Raw genomic sequence first — 19,115 nt, 5'->3', positions numbered from 1 at the left:
GAGCCTGATGGGATTGAACGACAGATGACGGCAGACAGCGCCGCCCCTTCAGGCTCGCGTCCGGACGGACCGCGTCATGTCGCCATCATCATGGACGGCAATGGCCGTTGGGCCAAGGCGCGGGGCCTGCCGCACGCCATGGGTCATCGCGAGGGCGTCCAGGCGTTGAAGCGAACCATCCAGGCGGCGCCCGATTTCGGCATCCGCTGCCTGACCGTATTTGGTTTCTCGACCGAAAACTGGAGCCGTCCGGCTGATGAGGTCTCGGACCTGATGGGCCTGGTTCGAACCTATGTGGCCAGCGACCTCATGCGGCTGGCTAGGGCGGGCGTGCGGCTGCGCGTCCTGGGCCGGCGCGAGGGCCTGCCGGCGGATATCGCCGCCATCATCGACAGAGCCGAAGCCCAGACGGCCCATAACGACAAGTTCGTCCTGCAGGTCGCCTTCAACTATGGCGGCCGGGCCGATCTGGTGGATGCCGCGCGCCGGCACATGGAGCGGCTCCTGGCCGGCGAGGCGACAGGGCCATTGACCGAGGAGGCGTTCGCTGCCGGTCTGGCCACGGCCGGATCGCCGCCACTGGACCTGATCATCCGCACCTCGGGCGAGCAGCGCCTGTCGAACTTCCTGCTGTGGGAGGCGGCCTACGCCGAACTGGTGTTCCAGGATATTCTTTGGCCGGACTATGGGCCTGAGGCCTTGGGAGAGGCGGTCGCCGCCTTCGCCCGGCGCGAGCGTCGCTATGGCGGCCGCGAGGCCGCGCCCGTGCGTGCGTCGGCCTGATGGCGGTCAAGGGACGCGACATCGCGCTGAGGGCGGCTTCGGCCGCCGTCCTGGCGCCCGCGGCGGTCGCCGCCACCTGGGTCGGAGGAATCTGGTTCCTGGCGCTGGTTCTCGCCGCCAGCGTCGTGCTGGCTTTCGAGTGGGGCGCCATGAGCGCGCCGCGCGCGCCGCGCCTGATCGGGGGCGCGGTCAGCCTGGGCGTGGTCGCCGCCGTCGTCAGCGCCTATTTCGGCGCGATGTCCGTCGCCTTCGTCATGCTGGTGTTCGGGGCGGCAGGGGCGGCGCTGTTCGCCCGAACCCGGGGCCAGCAGGCCCTGGATGCGGCCTATGGGGTTCTCTACCTGGGCTGGCCGTCGGTGCTGCTGATCTGGCTGCGAAACGTGGACGACACGGTCGGGCTGCACTGGACCGTGCTGGTCTTCGCCGTGACCTGGTCGGCGGACATCCTGGCCTATCTGGCCGGTTCGACATTCGGCGGGCCCAAGCTGTGGCCCAGATATTCGCCCAACAAGACCTGGTCCGGCTTTATCGGCGGGATTCTCGCCGGCGCGATAGCGGGCGCCGCCATGACCGCCTGGTTCGACATGGGGCGTCTGACAATTTTCTGGGGGGCGAGCCTCGGTCTGGCCGCCGCCCTGGCGACCATGGGCGGGGACTTGTGGGAGTCGGGTCTGAAGCGGCGGTTCGGGGTCAAGGACGCCGGCAACACCATTCCAGGACACGGCGGCCTGCTGGACCGGGTCGATGGCCTGATGTTCGCGGTCGTGGTCGTGGCGGCGGGGCGTCTTCTGGTGGTCCTGCTCGAGCGAGGCGCGTCTTGATCCGTCGTCGCGTGACGGTGCTGGGCTCGACCGGATCGGTCGGGTCGTCGACGCTGGACCTGATGGAACAGGCGACGGCGTCGGGGACCGGCGTCTTCGAAGTCGAAGCCCTGACCGGGGGCACCAATATCGCGAAACTGGCGGAACAGGCGCGACGCTGGAAGCCCCGGCTGGCCGTGACCGCCGATCCGAGGCGGCTGGACGATCTGCGCGACGCCCTGGCCGGGACCGGCGTCGAGGCCGCGGCGGGCGAGGATGCGATTGTCGAGGCGGCGACCCGACCGGCGGACTGGATCATGGCCTCGATCGTCGGGGCCGCCGGTCTGAGGTCGGCCTGGGCGGCGGCCGACACCGGCGCCGTGCTCGCCCTGGCCAACAAGGAGAGCCTGGTCTGCTGCGGCGCCGCCCTGATCGAACGGGTCGGGCGGGCAGGGGGGCGGCTGATCCCGGTCGATTCCGAACATTCCGCCATATTCCAGGTCTTCCCGGCCGAGGCGCCCGAACGGGTTTCGAAACTGGTGCTGACGGCGTCGGGCGGCCCCTTCCGTCAAACGCCGCGTGCGCAGATGACCGCCATCACGCCCGAACAGGCCGTGGCCCATCCGAACTGGAGCATGGGCGCCAAGATTTCGGTCGACAGCGCCACCATGGCCAACAAGGGCCTGGAGATGATCGAAGCCGCCTATCTGTTCGCCATGCCGGCCGACCGGATCGACGTGGTGGTGCACCCGGAATCGATTATCCACAGCCTTGTGGAATATGTGGATGGTTCAACCCTGGCCCAGATGGGGCCGCCGGACATGCGCACCCCGATCGCCTGCGCCCTGGCCTGGCCCGACCGGATCGCCTGGCCGGCGCCGAAACTGGATCTGGCGGCCCTGGGCCGACTGACGTTCGAGGCGCCTGATCTGGCGCGCTTTCCGGCGCTGGATCTGGCGCGGCAGGCGCTGAGGGCGGGGGGCGCGGCTCCGGCCGTATTCAACGCCGCCAACGAGGTTGCGGCCTTCGCATTTCTTGACCGCAAGCTGGGCTTTCTCAATATTGCCGCAGTCGTCGCCGAAACCCTTGAGCGTGCGACGAAAGCGGGGATGGTTTTCGGCTCTGGAGACGCCTGCGGCGCGGCCCTCGAGGTCGATGCTGAGGCGCGAAGGATAGCCGGATCCATTATCGCCGGACTGGCGAACGCGGCCTGATCGGCCAGGGGAGACGATTGAACATGCTGGGCGTTCTGGGTCAGATCCTGATCTACATCGTGCCGTTCCTGCTGGTGCTGACCTTCATCGTCACCATCCATGAGCTGGGTCACTTCCTGGTCGCCCGCGCCTTTGGCGTGAAGGTCGACCGGTTCGCTATCGGCTTCGGCAAGGCGATCTTCAGCCGGACCGACCGCCACGGCATCGAATGGCGCTTCGGCTGGATGCCTTTGGGCGGCTACGTCAAGTTCTCGGGCGATCTCGACGCCTCCAGCGTGCCGGACCAGGCCGGTCTGGCCGAACTGCGTCAGCGCGTGGTCGCCGAGGGCGGACCCGGCGCCGAGCGCGACTATTATCACTTCAAGCCGGTCTGGCAGCGCGCCTTGATCGTCGCCGCCGGGCCCCTCGCCAACTTCATTTTGGCGATCACCATCTTCTCGGTCCTCTTCATGGCCGTGGGTCAGCAGATCCGGCCGGCGCGCGTCGCCCAGGTTCAGGCCGGCTCCCCGGCGGCCGCCGCCGGTTTTCAGGTCGGGGACCTGATCACCGGCGTGAACGGCAAGACCATCGACGACGGCGGGGCGGTGACCCAGACCGTCATGCTGTCGACCGGCGATCCCGTCCGCTTCACGGTCGAACGCGGAAGTCGGGTCATCGAACTGGTCGCGACGCCGATGCGCCGGGAAGAAAACGACCCCATCGCCGGCCGGGTGAAGGTCGGGAGGATCGGCCTGACCCTGGGCTCGACGGCTGCTGACGTGCGCCATGTCCGCTTCGGACCGGTCGACGCCGTGGCGGAAAGCGTGCGCCAGACGGGCGATATCATCGGTTCGACCCTGACCTATCTGGGCCGGTTGTTCACGGGACGGGAGTCCGGCGATCAGTTCAGCGGTCCCCTTGGAATCGCCAAGGCGACAGGCTCCCTGACCACAGCCGCAGTCGAGGCCAATCCGGCGCCTCAGGCCATTGCGATCAATCTTCTGCTGACGCTCACAAGCTTCGCCGCCATACTTTCGATCGGAATCGGCTTTCTAAACCTGTTGCCCATTCCTGTGCTGGACGGCGGCCATCTGCTTTTCTACGGCTATGAAGCCGTGGCCCGGCGGCCCGTGGCGGCGCGGTATCAGGAGATGGGCTATCGCGCAGGTCTTGCGCTTCTGGCGGGATTTATGTTGTTCGCGACGTGGAACGACCTACAGAAGCTCAACATCTTCCAATTCCTCGGCGGGCTCGTCTCGTGAGCCGACGCCAGCCCCCGATGGTTTTCAGAATGAACGACATGAAATCTCGCGCCGCCGTCCGACTGGGCGCCCGTTCCAGCCTCCTCGCGCTGGCCGTCGCCGCCGGGCTCGGCGCCCCCGCCCTGGCGCAATCGGCGCCGGCTGAGGCTCCGCAGGCCGCGCCCGCCGACGGCCAGCCGCCGCGCGTGGAGATCGCCGCGCCCCAGACGCTGACGGTCAACCGTATTCTGGTCCAGGGCGCCCAGCGGATCGACCAGACTACGGTCCTGTCCTATCTGCCGATCCGCCCCGGCGACAATGTCGACGCCCAGGTGCTGGACGTCGCGGTGCGGACCCTGTCGCGCACCGGCCTGTTCGCGGACGTGCAACTCGGCGTCCAGAACGGCGACCTGATCGTCCAGATCGTCGAGAACCCGATCATCAACCAGGTGGTGTTCGAGGGAAACAGCGCCCTGTCACAGGACAAGCTGACCAAGGAGGTCACGCTTCAGCCGCGCGGCATCTACACCCGCGCCAAGGTGCAGGAAGACGTGGGCGCCATTGTCGAACTGTATCGCCTGCAAGGCCGTATTTCCGCGACCGTGACGCCCAAGCTGGTCCAGCTGGAGCAGAACCGCGTCGACGTGATCTTCGAGATCAACGAAGGCCCCCAGACCGGCATCAGCGCCATCAATGTCCTGGGTAACCAGGCCTTCTCCGACAATGACGTGCGCGACGTCATGGTGACGGAGCGTTCGCAGTGGTGGAAATTCTTCTCCAGCAACGACAACTATGATCCGAACCGTCTGGACTATGACCAGGAGCAGCTGCGCAAATTCTATACGAACCGCGGCTACTATGACTTCCGCATCATTTCTTCGGTCGCCGAGCTGCAGCCGGATGACCAGGCCTTCCAGATCACTCTGACCCTGAACGAAGGCGACAAGTACAATTTCGGCAAGGTCGACGTCATTACCGAGAATGACCGCCTGAACGCCCAATTCCTGAAGGCGCTGGTGCCGATCCGCGAAGGCCAGCTCTACGAGAGCGACAAGATCGAGCAGGCGGTCGACGCCCTGACCTTCGCCGCCGGATCCGCCGGCTACGCCTTCGTCGAGATCAATCCCACCTATCGCGCCAATCCCGAGACCGACACGGTGGACGTCACCTTCAACGTCTCCGAAGGCCAGCGTGTCTACATCGACCGCATCAATGTGATCGGCAACACCCGCACCATTGATCCGGTCATCCGCCGCGAACTTCTGCTGACCGAAGGCGACGCCTTCAACCGCGCCCTGATGGAACGGTCGCGCAACAATCTGCGCGCGCTCGGCTTCTTCAAGGATGTGACGATCGAGGAGACGCGTGGCAGCGCGCCGGACCGTTCGGTCATCAACGTCAATGTCGAGGAACAGCCGACGGGCGAGCTGTCCGTCGGCGCCGGGTTCAGCTCGGTCGACTCTTTCACGGTCAACCTGGGCATCTCGGAGCGGAACTTCCGCGGTCGGGGTCAGAACGTCGTCGCCCGGATGGAATGGGGATCGCTGCGCCAGCAGGTCGATTTCCGCTTCACCGAGCCGAAATTCCTGGGCCGCGATCTGCGGGCCGGCTGGGATTTGTTCCACTCGCGCTACGACCTCAGCGAATATTCGTCGTACGACTACCGCTCGACCGGCGGCGGCCTGCGCCTGTCCTATCCGCTGAACGGCAATATGCTGCTCAGCACCCGCTACTTCCTGAAGTCGGACGAGATCATCGTGCCCGATGGCTATTGCACCACGACCGGCAGCGGCTCGTCGGCCCTGTGCGATCAGGTTGGCAGCTATATCAACTCGTCGATCGGCTATACGCTGCAGATGAACTTCACCAACGACCCGGTGCGGCCGACGCGCGGCTGGTCCAGTTCGTTGCGCCAGGACTTCGCCGGCTTGGGCGGCGACGTGAACTATGTGAAGACCGAGGCCGACGCGGCCTGGTACTACGGTATCACGCCCCAGTGGGTGGTCAGCGTACAGGGTTCGACCGGCTATATCAGCGGCTGGAACGGCGATCCGATCCGGATCAACGACCGCTTCTTCAAGGGCGGCAACAGCTTCCGCGGCTTCGAAACCGCCGGCATGGGGCCGCGTGATCTGGATACGACCGACGCCCTGGGCGGCAATTTCTACGCCATCGGCACCGTCGAACTGACCCTGCCGAACTATCTGCCCGAACAGTACGGCATCAAGACCTCCCTGTTCGCCGACGTCGGCACCTTGGGCGTCCTGGACGACCGGTATAAGTTGACCTCGACCGGCACGGTCGACACCAGCATCGCCGACGAACTGTCGTTGCGCGCCTCGGCCGGCGTCAGCATCCACTGGAAGTCCCCGATGGGCCCGATCCGGTTCGACATCTCGAAGGTTCTTTCCAAGGAAGACTACGACAAGACGGAATCCTTCCGCTTCTCGACCTCCACCCAGTTCTAAGGAAGCGACGCAAAAGCGTTCGCACGAGGATACCCATGAAAGCTCTGATCATCGCCGCCACGGCCGCCGCAACCCTGGTCGCCACCGCCGCCTCCGCCCAGACCGCCGCCGCGCCCGCCAACCCGGGTCCGGTCGTTCCGGGCGTCTGCGTCTATTACAACGCCCGTCTGCTGGCCCAGTCGGCTGCCGGCCAGGCCGTCGAGGCGCGCATGCAACAGCTCGCCCAGGAAGTTCAGGGCGAGCTCCAGCCCTACGCCACGGCGATCCAGACGGAAGCCCAGCAACTGCAGTCTCAGGGCGGCAGCCTCCCTGCCGACCAGTTGCAGTCGCGTCGCCAGCAACTGCAGCAGCGCGCCCAGGAAGCCCAGCAGCTGGAAAGCACGCGCGAGAACGAACTGCGCTACACCCTGGCCATGCAACGCCAGGCCATCACCGAGGCCGTGTCGCCGATCCTGACCGCCCTGTACCAGGAAAAGGGCTGCGGCCTGCTGCTGGACCGCGAGAGCGTCTTCATGATGAACCCGGCCATGGACCTGACTGATGCGGCGATCCAGCGCCTGAACACGGCCCTGCCGACCCTGTCGTTCAACCGTATGGCCGTGCCGGCCCAACAGTCGCAACAGCCGGCCGCCGCCAACTAAGGTCCACATGCCCGACACCCGCTTCTTCGACACCCTCGCCCCCCTGTCCGTCGCCGATTTGGCGTCGCAAATCGGAGGCGAGGTCGAGAGGGGCGGGGATCGGATCATAGGTTCCGTCGCGCCCCTGTCCTCTGCGGACGGGGGCGCGATCGCGTTTCTGGGCGACCGCAAGTTCGTCGCCGCCCTGACCGCCACCAGGGCGGGTTGCGTGATCGTGCCGGCCGAGGCTGTCGCATCAGCGCCCGCTGAAGCCGCCGTCATCGTCTCCCGCACGCCCCAGGCCTCCTGGGCCATGGCCTCGGCCCTGCTGCACCGGCCGGTGACGCTCGACCGCGCCATGGCGGCGTCCGAGGCGGCCGAGGACGGCAGCGTCATCATCGAGCCCGGCGTCGTCCTGGGCGAGGGCGTCCGCATCGGACGCGGCACGCGCATCTGCGCCAATTCCCTCATCGGTCCGGGCGTGCAGATCGGCCGCGACTGCGTCATCGGCGCGAATGTCACCGTCGGCTTCGCCCTGATCGGCGACCGGGTGAAACTGTACGCCGGCGCGCGGATCGGCGAGGCGGGCTTCGGCGCCACCGGCACGGCCGCCGGCGCCATGGACATTCCCCAGCTGGGTCGCGTCATCCTTCAGGATGGAGTGACGGTCGGCGCCAACTCGTGCATCGATCGTGGCGCCTATGACGACACGGTCATCGGCGAGAACACCAAGATCGATAATCTGGTCATGGTGGGCCACAACTGCGTCATCGGACGCAACAATCTGATGGCCGCCAACACCGGCATTTCGGGCTCGGTGACCAGCGGCGACAATGTCATCTTCGGCGGCAAGGCGGGGATCGGCGACCATATCACCATCGGCGAGGGCGCGCGGGTCGCAGCCGGGGCCGGGGTGCTTGCCGACATTCCGGCGGGCGAGACCTGGTCCGGCTATCCGGCCCGTCCGATCCGACAGTTCTTGCGCGAAACCATCTGGCTCGCCAAACAGGCCTCTTCAAAGAAGGCCCCGAAGGAATCATAGGGATGAGCGAAGACGGCAAGATCGATTACGCCGAGGTGATGCGGCGACTGCCGCACCGTTATCCCTTCCTGCTGGTGGACAAGGCCGAGGCCTTCGTGCCCCGGACCTCCATCGTCGGCGTCAAGAACGTCAGCCATAACGAGCCCTTCTTCCAGGGGCATTTCCCGATCGATCCGGTCATGCCGGGCGTGCTGATCGTCGAGGCCATGGCCCAGACGGGCGCCCTGCTGATGTCCAAGACCCTGGACGTGGCCGTGGCCGACAAGGTCATCATGTTCATGTCCATCGATGGCGTGCGCTTCCGCAAGCCGGCGCGGCCGGGCGACCAGCTGCGCATGGAGGTCAAGGTGATCAAGGCGCGCGGCGACGCCTACAAGTTCCGCGGCGAGACCTTCATCGACGGAAAACTGGCCGCCGAGGCCGAATTCATGGCCATGGTCGTGACCGTGCCCCCTCCAGCGACAGAGCCCGCCGCCTGATGACCCTTCACCCGACCGCCCTGATCGACGCCACGGCGACCCTGGCCGACGGGGTCGAGGTCGGCCCCTGGTGCACCGTCGGGCCGAACGTGGTCCTGGGCGAGAACGTGCGGCTGGTCAGCCATGTGGTGGTTCAGCAGGACACGACGGTGGGGGCGGGGACGGTGATCCATCCGTTCGCCGTCATCGGCGGCGACCCTCAGCACAACGGCTACAAGGGCGAGTCGGTGCGGCTGGAGATCGGCGAGAACAACCTGATCCGCGAGCACTGCACCTTCAACCGGGGCACGCCGCAGGGAACGGGCGTGACCGTCGTCGGCTCCAACAACCTGTTCATGACCGGCGCGCACATCGGCCACGACTGCGTGGTCGGCAGCAATCTGGTCATGGCCAATAACGCCACCCTGGGCGGTCATGCTCATATCGGCGACAAGGTCTTCCTGGGCGGTCTGTGCGCCGTCCACCAGAACGGCCGTGTGGGGCAGGGGGCGATCATCGGCGGTCTGGCCGCCGTGACCCGTGATGTCATCCCCTACGGCTCCGCCTGGGGCAATCATGCGCGGCTGCGCGGGCTGAATCTGATCGGGCTGAAGCGCAAAGGCTATGGCAAGGATCAGGTGCGTCGGCTGCTGGCCGCCTATCGCGACCTGTTCGAGGGCGAGGGCGAGTTCGCCGGCCGGATCGAGGGGGTGGCCCAGGCCTATGCCGACCTGCCCGAGATCGTGGAGATCATCGCCTTCATCCGCGACGGCGGGCGGCGTCCGCTGTGTCTGCCGAACGCGGAATGAGCGCGCCCGGAAAGCTGGGGCTGATCGCCGGCGGCGGCGACCTGCCGGCGGCGGTGGCGGCGCGGTGCGACGCCGAGGGGCGGCCGGTCTTCATCATCCGTCTGGCCGGGTTCGCCGATCCTCACCTGACCCGTTGGCCGGGCGCCGAGTTCGGCATGGCCCAGATCGGGGCCATACTGAAGGCGCTGAAGGCCGAGGGCTGCACGACCGTCTGTCTGGCGGGTATCGTCAACCGGCCTGATTTCAAGAGCTTGAAGCCGGACTTTAAGGGCGCGACTCTGCTGCCGGGGATCGTCGCGGCGGCGACCCAGGGCGACGACGCCTTGCTGCGCAAGATCCTGTCGGTGTTCGAGGTCGAAGGATTCGCCGTTGAAGGCGCCGACGACATCCTGGGCGGCGAGACCCTGGCGCACGGCGCTCTCGGTGCTGCAACGCCGACGCCGGAGCAGATCGTCGATCTGAGAAAGGCGCTGTATGTCGCGGAAAAGTCAGGCGAACTGGACATCGGCCAGGGCGCGGTCGTCTGCGACGGTCTGGTGCTGGCGGTCGAGGCCCAGGAGGGCACAGACGCCATGTTGCACCGGGTGGCTGGCCTGCCGGCCGATCTTCGCGGTTCTCCGGCCGCGCCCAGGGGGGCGCTGGGCAAGGCGCCCAAGCCGATCCAGGACCTGCGCGTGGACATGCCGGTGATCGGGCCGCGCACGGTCGAACTGGCGGCGGCGGCGGGTCTGGCGGGCATCGCCGGCGTGACGGGGCGGCTGATCCTGATCGACCGGCCGGCTATAGTGGCGGCTGCGGACCGGCTGGGTCTGTTCGTCTGGGGTGAAGACCGATGAGCCGTCCGTTGAAGATCATGCTGGTCGCGGCCGAGGCCTCGGGCGACGCGCTCGGCGCTGGCTTGGCCCAAGCGCTCCGGAAGCGGCTGGGCGACACGGTGAGCTTCGTCGGCGTCGGCGGGCCTCGGATGGCGGCGGAGGGCGTCGTCAGTCCCTTCGATATCGCCGAGCTGTCGATCCTGGGCTGGATCGAGGGCCTGCGCGCCTATGGCATGGTCCGGCGCCGGGTTCTGGAGACGGCGGCTCTGGCTGCAGCCGAACAGCCCGACGCCGTGGTGCTGATCGACAGCTGGGGCTTCACCATTCGCGTGGCCGAGGCCATCCGCGCCGCGCGGCCGGACGTGCCTCTGATCAAATATGTCGGCCCTCAGGTCTGGGCGTCGCGTCCCGTTCGGGCCAAGACCCTGGCGCGTACCGTCGATCACCTGCTGGCCCTCTACAGCTTCGATGCGCCCTGGTTCGAGCGTGCGGGCCTGCCCACGACCGTCGTCGGGTCTTCGGCCCTTCATGTGGATATGGATCACGCCGACGGCGCGGCCTTCCGCGCCCGCCGGGGCATAGCCGCCGATGCGAAACTGTTGCTGATCCTGCCCGGCAGCCGCCCCGCCGAGATCGCGCGGATGACGCCCGTCTACGAGGCGACAGTGGCTCGTCTGAAGGCGCAGGACCCGAAGTTGGAGGTTGCTGTGGCGGCCGCGGGGACGGTGTCCAAGGATGTGATCGGTCGCGTGTCCGCCTGGCCGTTCCGCGTCCATCTGGTCGACGAGGCCGAGAAATACGACGCCATGCGCGCGGCGACGGCGGCCCTGGCCACCAGCGGCACGGTCTCGACCGAACTGGCCCTGGCCGGGGCGCCCATGGTCATCGCCTACAGGATCGGTGCGCTCAGCTATGAGCTGATGAAACGGGTCGTGACGGCGAAACACATCACCCTGTTCAACATCGCCGCCGATCAGCGGATCGCCCCGGAGTTCATCCAGGGCGAGGCGTCGCCTGAAAATCTGGCGGCCGCCGTTGGGCGGTTGCTGAACGATCCCGAGGCGGGGGTCGAGCAGGCGGCTCGTCAGACGGCGGCGCTGGACCTGATGGGACGGGGCGGGGCGGATCCTTCGGCCCTGGCCGCCGAGGCGGTGCTGCGGGTCATAGAGGCCAAGGCCGCCGGATAGGCGCGCCGGCCCTGTCCAGGACAAAGAAAAACGCCGGGGCCTGCGCCCCGGCGTTCTGCATTTCAGGCCTGTGGCGCTCGATCAGCCGCGCTGTTCGATCGGCACATAGTCGCGCTCGGTCGGGCCCGTGTAGAGCTGACGCGGGCGGCCGATCTTCTGCGACGGATCCGCCATCATTTCCTGCCACTGGGCGATCCAGCCCACGGTGCGGGCCAGGGCGAACAGGACGGTGAACATGCTGGTCGGGAAGCCCATCGCCGACAGGGTGATGCCCGAATAGAAATCGACGTTCGGGAACAGCTTGCGCGAGGTGAAGTATTCGTCGTTCAGGGCGACCTTCTCCAGCTCCTTGGCGACCAGGAACAGCGGGTCGTTCTCGCGGCCCGTGGCGGCCAGGACTTCATAGGCCGACTGCTGCATGACCTTGGCGCGCGGATCGTAGTTCTTGTACACGCGGTGGCCGAAGCCCATCAGCTTGTACTTGCGGTCCTTCACGCCCTGGATGAACTCCGGGATGTTGTCCGGGGTGCCGATCTGCTTCAGCATGGTCAGCGCCTCTTCGTTGGCGCCGCCGTGCGACGGGCCCCACAGGCAGGCGATGCCGGCGGCGATACAGGCGAACGGGTTGGCGCCCGACGAACCGGCCAAACGGACGGTCGAGGTCGAGGCGTTCTGTTCGTGGTCGGCGTGCAGGGTGAAGATGCGGTCCATGGCGCGCACCAGGGCCGGATCGACATGATAGTCCTCGGCCGGCACGGCGAAGCACATGCGCAGGAAGTTCTCGGCGTAGGACAGGTCGTTGCGCGGCGACACGAACGGCTGGCCGACGTGGTATTTGTAGGCGCGGGCAGCGATGGTCGGCATCTTGGCGATCAGGCGGATGGCCGAGATGTCGCGCTGGACCGGATCATGGATGTCCAGGCTGTCGTGATAGAAGGCCGACAGGGCGCCGACCGTGCCGACCATGATCGCCATCGGGTGGGCGTCGCGGCGGAAGCCTTCGAAGAAACGGTCGAACTGGCTGTGCAGCATCGTGTGCATGGTGATGCTGTTTTCGAACTTTTCGTACTGCGCCGCAGTCGGCAGTTCGCCGTGCAGCAACAGGTGGCAGACCTCCACGAAGTTCGACTTCGACGCCAGCTGGTCGATCGGATAGCCCCGGTGCAGCAGCACCCCGGCGTCGCCGTCGATATAGGTCAGGGCCGATTCGCACGCGGCGGTGGAGGTAAAGCCCGGGTCGAAGGTGAAGGCGCCCGTACCCGCATACATCTTGCGGATGTCGATGACGTCCGGGCCGGTGGAGCCCGAAAGGACCGGCAACTCGATGGTCTTGCCCTCGAAGGACAGGGTCGCCGAGCCGGCGGTATTGGCTTGTTCAGTCATGAAATGCCCCTTTGCATCACACGTCCAGGCGCGGGGAGGCGTCGGCCGCTTTTTTGGTTGTGGGTGATCACTTAGTCTGTTGCAGCGCATCATCCAAGCGCCCGAGACTTTCGTCGCGCCCGAGAGCGGACAAAGTTCGTGCGATATCGGGTGAAGTTGACCCAGCGGTAAGGGCCGTCCGCATCGGCGGACCGATCTTGCCAAACCCGACCTCTTCGGATTCGGCGAAGCTTTTGAGTTCGGCTTCCAGGGCGAAGACATCCCAGGACTGGAACAGGGCCAGCCGGTCGCGCAGGCGCGCCAGACGCTCCAAGGTCTCGCCGGACAGCAGGGCGCGGCCCTTGTCGTCGATGTCCAGCGGGCGCGTCTTGAGCACGAACTCGGTCTGGTCGGCCAGATCCAGCACGGTCTTGGCGCGATCCTTGACGAAGGGCATGGCGCGCTGAAGCCTGGCCTCGTCGGCTTCGGCAAGGCTGCGGCCGCGCGCCAGATGGATGTCCAGCGTCAGCTTGGCCAGGCGCTCGTCGTCGGCCAGGCGCAGCCAGTGCGAATTGACGTGGGCCAGCTTGTCGAAGTCCAGCCGCGCCGGCGCCTTGCCGATGCCGGCCAGATCGAACCATTCGATCGCCTGGGCGTCGCTGAAGAGTTCGTCGTCGCCGTGCGCCCAGCCCAGCCGGGCGAGGTAGTTGCGCATGGCCTCGGGCAGATAGCCCATCTCGGCATATTCGTGGACCGCCTGGGCGCCGTGCCGTTTCGACAGCTTGGCGCCGTCGGGGCCGTGGATCAGGGGGATGTGCGCGAAGGTCGGGCGGGTCCAGCCGAGGGCGTCGTAGATCAGGCTCTGGCGGGCGGCGTTGTTCAGGTGGTCGTCGCCGCGGATGACGTGGGTCACGCCCATATCGTGGTCATCGACCACCACCGCGAGATTATAGGTCGGGGCCCCGTCTGAGCGTAGCAGGACCAGGTCGTCGAGGTCGTCGGTCGACCAGCTGACCGAACCCTGGACCTCGTCCGCGACGGTGACGGTCGTGGACTGCGGCCGGCGGAAGCGGACGACGTGCGGCAGGGCCAGGTCGTCGACGGTCGGGGTGCGGTCGCGCCAAGGCGATTCGAAGGCCCGTCGCTCGGCCTTGGCGGCGTCGCGCAGGCGGCCGGTTTCCTCGGCGGTGGTGAAATCCCGATAGGCGTGGCCGGTCTCCAGCAGCTGATCGACGACTTCGCGGTGACGGTCGGCGCGGCTGAACTGGAAGACGGGTTCTTCGTCGGCGAACAGCTCCAGCCAGCTCAGGCCGTCGAAGATGGCCTTCACCGCTTCGTCGGTCGAGCGTTCGCGGTCGGTGTCCTCGATCCGGATCAGGAAACGCCCTGCGTGTCTCTTGGCGTACAGCCAGTTGAACAAGGCGGTTCTCGCGCCGCCGATATGCAGATAGCCTGTCGGCGAGGGGGCGAAGCGGGTGACGACAGTCGAAGAGGGCAAGGTCATGGGGGAGGGGTCCGTAAGCGAGGCCCTTATACGCCCAGACGCGTCAAAGCCTACCCCCGCCGCGAGATTGAGCGCCTTGCTGGCTGAAGAGGTCGCAGCCCAGACGTTGAGATGGCGGCTGTGGGCGCCGGTGGCCTTTGGGACGGGAAGCGCGATCTATTTCACCTTGCGGGGCGAGCCGTTGTTGTGGCCGCTGCTGGCGGCGGCCGGTCTGGCTCTGACAGCTTGGTTGACAGCCAAACGGCGCGGCTGGAGGCGGAGCAGGACATGGCCGTTGATGATCCTGGCCTGTCTGCTCGGCGGCCTGGCGGCGGCTAAGGTGCGGACTGAAGTGGTGGCCGCGCCGATTGCGCCTGCCCTGAGCGAGGCGACGGTCATTGAGGCCTGGGTGGTCGATGTCGACAGCCCGGGCCAGAACGGCGCGCGTGTGGTGGTGGCGCCGGTGTGGGTCCGAGGCGTGGAGGCGGAGCGGACGCCGGTGCGGCTGCGGGCCACGGTGCGGGGCGAGCCGCCAAGACCGGGAGAGGCGATCCGACTGTTCGCCATTCTCAATCCGCCCCCCGCGCCGGCCAGTCCCGGCACCTATGATTTCGGCCGCAACGCCTTCTTCCAAGGCATGGGGGGCGTGGCCTTCGCCCTGGGTGAGACGCGGCGGATCCATCTGCCCCCCGCGCCGTGGCGGCTGCGGCTGGCCATGGCGGTGAATGGAGCGCGCTACGCCCTGGCGGAACGGATCGTGGCGCGGCTGGGCCAGCGAACCGGCGGGATCGCGGCGGCCATGACCACCAGCCACGAGGCCTGGATCAGTCAGACCGACATGGACGTGATGCGGGAGTCCGGCCTGGCGCACATCCTGTCGGTCTCGGGCCTGCATATGGCCATTGTCGGCGGGTTCGTCTTCTTCGCCGCGCGGCTGGGGGTGGCGGCCTGGCCCTGGCTGGCGTTGCGGGTTCCGGGCAAGAAGGTCGCGGCGGTGGCGGGGCTGACTGCGGTCGGCGTCTATCTGGTGGTGTCCGGCGCCCCGCCGCCGGCCGAGCGGGCGGCCATCACCGCCGCCATCGCCTTTTTGGCCATCCTGCTGGATCGGCAGGCGGTGACGATGCACGGCCTGGCGGTGGCGGCTTTCGTCGTCCTGGCGATACAGCCGGAAGCCATCGTCACGCCCGGCTTCCAGATGTCCTTCGCGGCGACCGCCGCCCTGGTCGCCCTGGTCGAAGCCTGGCCCGGACGGACGCGCGAGATTTCGGCCCCGTGGCCGATCCTGGCGGTCCAGCGCCTCGGCGGCTGGCTGACGGCGGCGGTGGCGGCCAGCGTCGTGGCGGGGCTGGCGACGGGACCGTTCGCCATGCAGCATTTCAACCGGACGGCCATGTACGGTCTGCTGGCCAATCTGGGCACGGCGCCGGTGGCGGACTTCGTCCTGATGCCGGCTCTGGCCTTGGGGGCGGCGCTGGAGCCTCTGGGATTGGGCGGGCCTTTCCTGGCGGTGGCGGGGTGGGGCGTCGATCTGATGCTGGCGATAGGGGCTTGGACGGCGGGGCTGCCGGGTGCGGTGCAGACGGTGGCCAGCGCGCCGGACTATGTGCTGCCCGTGGCCTTTCTGGGCGTGCTGTTCGTCTGTCTGTGGCAGGGGCGGCTGCGGTGGCTGGGCCTGCCGTTGGCCGCGGCGGTTCTGGTCTGGCCGCGTGCGCCGACGCCGGACATTTGGATCGGCGACGGCGGGACCAATGCGGCGCTTCATCGTCAGGGCGAGGCGGTCGTGATCCGGCCGGGTGTGCGTGAGTTCGCGGCGGACCTTTGGTCTCGGCGGCGCGGTCTGACCTTGGCGGATCGGGCGGAGGCGGGCTGGGCCTGTGATCGGTCTTCGTGCCGACCCGAGACCGCCGAGGCGGGGGCGGTCGCCCTGTGGTGGGGCAGGCGAGCGCCGGATGTTGAGCAGATGACGGCCCTGTGCCGTGCGGCGCGGGTCGTCAGCGTGCGGGCGGTCGTTCACGCCTTGCCCAGCTCATGCGAGGGGCGGCTGGTGCTGGACGGGGTAGATTTCGCGCGCGGCGGGGCGGTGGAGTTGTGGCGCGACGGTGCGGCTGGCGCGAACCGCTGGCGCGCGGTCTGGACGGCCGACGTGCGCGGGGATCGTCCCTGGGCGCGCCGGCCGGATCCGGGTGTCAGTGATAGCGGCGCATGAGGCCGACCAGCTTGCCCTGAACCTCGACCTGGTCGGGACCGAAGATGCGGGTTTCGTAGTTGCGGTTGGCGGGCTCCAGGGCGATGGAGCCGCCCTTGCGACGCAGTCGTTTCAGCGTGGCCTCTTCACCCTCGACCAGAGCGACGACGATCTCGCCGCTATTGGCCGTGTCGCCGCGCCGGATGACCACGAGGTCGCCGTTCAGGATGCCGGCCTCGATCATGGAGTCGCCCTCGATCTCGAGGATGTAGTGATCGCCCTTGCCGAGCATGGATTCGGGCACCGACAGGCGCTCCTGCTCGTGCTGGATGGCGGCGATGGGGGTGCCCGCGGCGATCTTGCCCAGCAGGGGCAGTTCGCGGGTGTCGTTGGCGGCTGAGGCCGCAGCGGGGCGTGGCGCGCCGCCGCCGCCCTCGATGACGTCGGGCTTGAAGCCGGCCCGGCCGCGCGGCGCGCCGGCGGTGGCCTGTTCAGGCAGTTTGGTCACTTCAAGAGCGCGGGCGCGATGGGCGAGGCGGCGGATGAAGCCGCGTTCCTCCAGCGCCGTGATCAGCCGGTGAATGCCCGACTTGGACGCCAGATCCAGCGCCTCCTTCATCTCGTCGAACGAGGGGGAGACGCCGGTCTCCTGAATCCGTTCGTGGATGAACATCAGCAGTTCGTGCTGCTTGCGCGTGAGCATCGCCAGGCCCTCATAGGCCCGTCCCTCGAATCGGAACGGGCCGTGAACATTGACGATGTTCTGTAAGTGTTCCTTCCTAATGTCAACTTAACGGCGTCGCTTCACCACGCACGTCGGGTTGAATCAGGCGGCCAGCAGCGTCCGCGTCGCTGCCTCGACGTCGGACTGACGCATCAGGCTTTCGCCGACCAGAATGGCCTGAGCGTGGGCGGCGGAGACGCGATCAACGTCCTCCGGGGTGAAGATGCCGCTCTCGGCGACCAGCAGGGCGCGCACGGGGCTGAGCATCGACAGGCGCTCGGTGACCTCCAGATCGACTTCGAAAGTCCGCAGCGACCGGTTGTTGATCCCCACCAAGTCTCCGCCCAGAGCGCAGGCGCGGGCCATTTCGGCCTCGTCGTGGGTCTCGATCAGGGCGTCCATCCCGAATCTTTCGGCTTCTGCCAGCAGTTCAGCGGCCAGCTGATCGTCGATCATGGCCAGGATGATCAGGATACAGTCGGCGCCGAGCGCCCGGCTTTCGGCCACCTGCCAGGGGTCGACCAGGAAGTCCTTGCGCAGGCAGGGCAGGGCGGTCGCCGCGCGGGCCTGGCCCAGATAGGCGTCGTCGCCCTGGAAGCTGGGGCCGTCGGTCAGGACCGACAGGCAGGAGGCGCCGCCGGCCTCGTAGGCGATGGCGAGGGCGGTCGGATCGAAGTTGGGACGGATCAGCCCCTTGGACGGACTGGCCTTCTTGATCTCGGCGATCAGGGCCGGGCGGCCTGTTTCCTCGACGGTTCGGTCGAGGGCCGCACGGAAGCCGCGCGGGGACGAGGCGGCCTGGGCCAGGGCCTCGATGGCGTCCTGGGTGGTCGCGGCCTTGCGGGCGGCGACATCCTCGCGCTTGTAGGCGGCGATGCGGTCCAGGACGTCGGTCATGCTTTGTCTTCGGTATCCAGCGGCGTGGAGGTGATGCGGGCCAGACGCTCCAGCGCCTGTGCGGCGCGGCCGTCGTCGATGGCGGCTGCGGCGAGGACGGCGCCTTCCCCGAGGTCCGCCGCTCGATCCGATACCACGAGGGCGGCGGCGGCGTTCAGCAACACGATGTCGCGGTAGGGGCCGGTCTGACCCGCCAGCAGGGCGCGCAGGGCCGTGGCGTTCTCCTCGGCGTCGCCGCCGCGGATGGCGTCGATGGAGGCGCGCGGGAGGCCGGCGTCCTCGGGCGTGACCTGGAAGCGGCGAATGGCGCCGTCTTTCCATTCGGCGACTTCCGTCGGGCCTGAGGTGGCCAGTTCGTCCAGGCCCTGGCCGTGGACGGTCCAGGCGCGGGTGGCGCCCAGCCGGCCCAGCACCTCGACCAGGGGCTCGAGCAGGCGGGGATCATAGACGCCCATGACCTGGCGTTTCGCCTGGGCCGGGTTGGACAGCGGCCCGAGCAGGTTGAAGACGGTGCGGAAACCGATTTCAGCGCGGACTGGGCCGACATGTCGCATGGCGCCGTGGTAGGCGGGGGCGAACAGGAAACAGATGCCGGCCTCGTCCAGCGCCTTGCGCTGCTGATCCGGGCTGGCGGCCAGGTTGACGCCCAGGATCGACAGGACGTCGGACGAGCCGGATTTCGAGGATATGGCCCGGTTGCCGTGCTTGGCGACCTTAAGGCCCGCGCCGGCCAGGACCAGGGCGGCGGCGGTGGAGATGTTGTAGGTGTGCTGGCCGTCGCCGCCGGTGCCGCAGGTGTCGATCACCTCGTAGGGATGATCCAGCGTCAGGGCGGCGTCGCGCATGGCCTGGGCGAAGGCGGCGATCTCGTCCACCGTCTCGCCCCGGATGCGCAGGGCGGTGACGGCGGCGGCGACCTGGGACGGGGTCGGTTCGCCGCGCAGGCAGGCGGCGAAGAAGTCGTGCGCCTGCTCGGACGTCAGGGGGTGGCCCTCGACCAGTCGGGCGAGGATCGGCTTGAACCCGTCAGCCATGATCAGGCCGCCAC

General features: G+C 67.8%; 17 protein-coding genes. 12 read left to right on the top strand and 5 right to left on the bottom strand.

Annotated features, from left to right (window positions below; genetic code table 11):
- Nucleotides 1-24 precede the first annotated feature (24 nt).
- From uppS to lpxB, 11 genes are read left to right on the top strand one after another with little or no spacing between them, the layout of a single operon-like run.
- A complete protein-coding gene (uppS, locus tag ACVPT3_RS09025; RefSeq protein ID WP_492040583.1) occupies nt 25-783 on the top strand; it encodes a polyprenyl diphosphate synthase in 759 nt (252 codons plus the stop codon).
- Entirely contained in the window at nt 783-1,604 is an 822-nt protein-coding gene (locus ACVPT3_RS09020) for a phosphatidate cytidylyltransferase (RefSeq protein ID WP_492040582.1), read from the top strand. Before uppS ends, ACVPT3_RS09020 begins: the two co-directional genes overlap by 1 nt.
- Nucleotides 1,601-2,797 (top strand): 1-deoxy-D-xylulose-5-phosphate reductoisomerase, encoded by a 1,197-nt coding sequence (gene dxr / locus ACVPT3_RS09015; RefSeq protein WP_492040581.1) that lies wholly within the window; start codon nt 1,601-1,603, stop codon nt 2,795-2,797. The genes ACVPT3_RS09020 and dxr overlap by 4 nt, the downstream gene beginning before the upstream one ends.
- A 23-nt stretch (nt 2,798-2,820) precedes the next feature.
- A complete protein-coding gene (locus ACVPT3_RS09010) occupies nt 2,821-4,038 on the top strand; it encodes a M50 family metallopeptidase (RefSeq protein WP_492040580.1) in 1,218 nt (405 codons plus the stop codon).
- Between the two features lie 29 nt (nt 4,039-4,067).
- Nucleotides 4,068-6,485 carry an outer membrane protein assembly factor BamA gene (gene bamA / locus ACVPT3_RS09005; RefSeq protein WP_492040579.1) on the top strand — a complete coding sequence of 806 codons (2,418 nt, stop codon included), beginning with the start codon at nt 4,068-4,070 and terminating at the stop codon, nt 6,483-6,485.
- Nucleotides 6,486-6,520: 35 nt separating this feature from the next.
- On the top strand, nt 6,521-7,126 hold the full coding sequence (locus ACVPT3_RS09000) for an OmpH/Skp family outer membrane protein (protein WP_492040578.1): 606 nt from the start codon (nt 6,521-6,523) through the stop codon (nt 7,124-7,126).
- A 7-nt stretch (nt 7,127-7,133) separates the two neighbouring features.
- On the top strand, nt 7,134-8,147 hold the full coding sequence (gene lpxD / locus ACVPT3_RS08995) for a UDP-3-O-(3-hydroxymyristoyl)glucosamine N-acyltransferase (protein ID WP_492040577.1): 1,014 nt from the start codon (nt 7,134-7,136) through the stop codon (nt 8,145-8,147).
- A 2-nt stretch (nt 8,148-8,149) separates the two neighbouring features.
- A complete protein-coding gene (gene fabZ / locus ACVPT3_RS08990; protein ID WP_492040576.1) occupies nt 8,150-8,626 on the top strand; it encodes a 3-hydroxyacyl-ACP dehydratase FabZ in 477 nt (158 codons plus the stop codon).
- On the top strand, nt 8,626-9,414 hold the full coding sequence (gene lpxA, locus ACVPT3_RS08985; RefSeq protein ID WP_492040575.1) for an acyl-ACP--UDP-N-acetylglucosamine O-acyltransferase: 789 nt from the start codon (nt 8,626-8,628) through the stop codon (nt 9,412-9,414). The genes fabZ and lpxA overlap by 1 nt, the downstream gene beginning before the upstream one ends.
- Complete coding sequence (lpxI, locus tag ACVPT3_RS08980) at nt 9,411-10,250, top strand: UDP-2,3-diacylglucosamine diphosphatase (protein WP_492040574.1); 840 nt, start codon at nt 9,411-9,413, stop codon at nt 10,248-10,250. The genes lpxA and lpxI overlap by 4 nt, the downstream gene beginning before the upstream one ends.
- Entirely contained in the window at nt 10,247-11,416 is a 1,170-nt protein-coding gene (gene lpxB / locus ACVPT3_RS08975) for a lipid-A-disaccharide synthase (RefSeq protein WP_492040573.1), read from the top strand. Before lpxI ends, lpxB begins: the two co-directional genes overlap by 4 nt.
- Nucleotides 11,417-11,497: 81 nt before the next feature.
- Here the strand turns inward: lpxB and gltA are convergent, their stop codons facing one another.
- Complete coding sequence (gltA, locus tag ACVPT3_RS08970) at nt 11,498-12,799, bottom strand: citrate synthase (RefSeq protein ID WP_492040572.1); 1,302 nt, start codon at nt 12,797-12,799, stop codon at nt 11,498-11,500.
- Nucleotides 12,800-12,866: 67 nt separating this feature from the next.
- Nucleotides 12,867-14,282: a glutamate--tRNA ligase gene (gene gltX / locus ACVPT3_RS08965; protein WP_492040571.1), complete on the bottom strand. Its 1,416-nt coding sequence runs from the start codon at nt 14,280-14,282 to the stop codon at nt 12,867-12,869.
- Between gltX and ACVPT3_RS08960 the strand changes: the two genes are divergently transcribed.
- Nucleotides 14,281-16,467 carry a ComEC/Rec2 family competence protein gene (locus ACVPT3_RS08960; RefSeq protein WP_492043804.1) on the top strand — a complete coding sequence of 729 codons (2,187 nt, stop codon included), beginning with the start codon at nt 14,281-14,283 and terminating at the stop codon, nt 16,465-16,467. The two genes, gltX and ACVPT3_RS08960, sit on opposite strands and share 2 nt — an antisense overlap.
- Here the strand turns inward: ACVPT3_RS08960 and lexA are convergent.
- The 3 genes from lexA to trpD all read right to left on the bottom strand — a co-directional run bounded on the left by lexA (nt 16,448) and on the right by trpD (nt 19,101).
- A complete protein-coding gene (gene lexA / locus ACVPT3_RS08955; RefSeq protein WP_492040570.1) occupies nt 16,448-17,149 on the bottom strand; it encodes a transcriptional repressor LexA in 702 nt (233 codons plus the stop codon). The genes ACVPT3_RS08960 and lexA overlap by 20 nt on opposite strands.
- 123 nt (nt 17,150-17,272) lie before the next feature.
- Nucleotides 17,273-18,067, bottom strand: a complete 795-nt coding sequence (gene trpC / locus ACVPT3_RS08950) for an indole-3-glycerol phosphate synthase TrpC (RefSeq protein WP_492040569.1) — start codon at nt 18,065-18,067, stop codon at nt 17,273-17,275.
- Complete coding sequence (gene trpD, locus ACVPT3_RS08945; RefSeq protein ID WP_492040568.1) at nt 18,064-19,101, bottom strand: anthranilate phosphoribosyltransferase; 1,038 nt, start codon at nt 19,099-19,101, stop codon at nt 18,064-18,066. The genes trpC and trpD overlap by 4 nt, the downstream gene beginning before the upstream one ends.
- Between the last annotated feature and the right edge of the window lie 14 nt (nt 19,102-19,115).

The sequence above is a fragment of the Brevundimonas sp. FV1ps31S genome (genome assembly GCF_058681265.1).
Note: the sequence above shows the minus strand (reverse complement) of the source record. Positions and strands in the feature narration are given on the sequence as shown.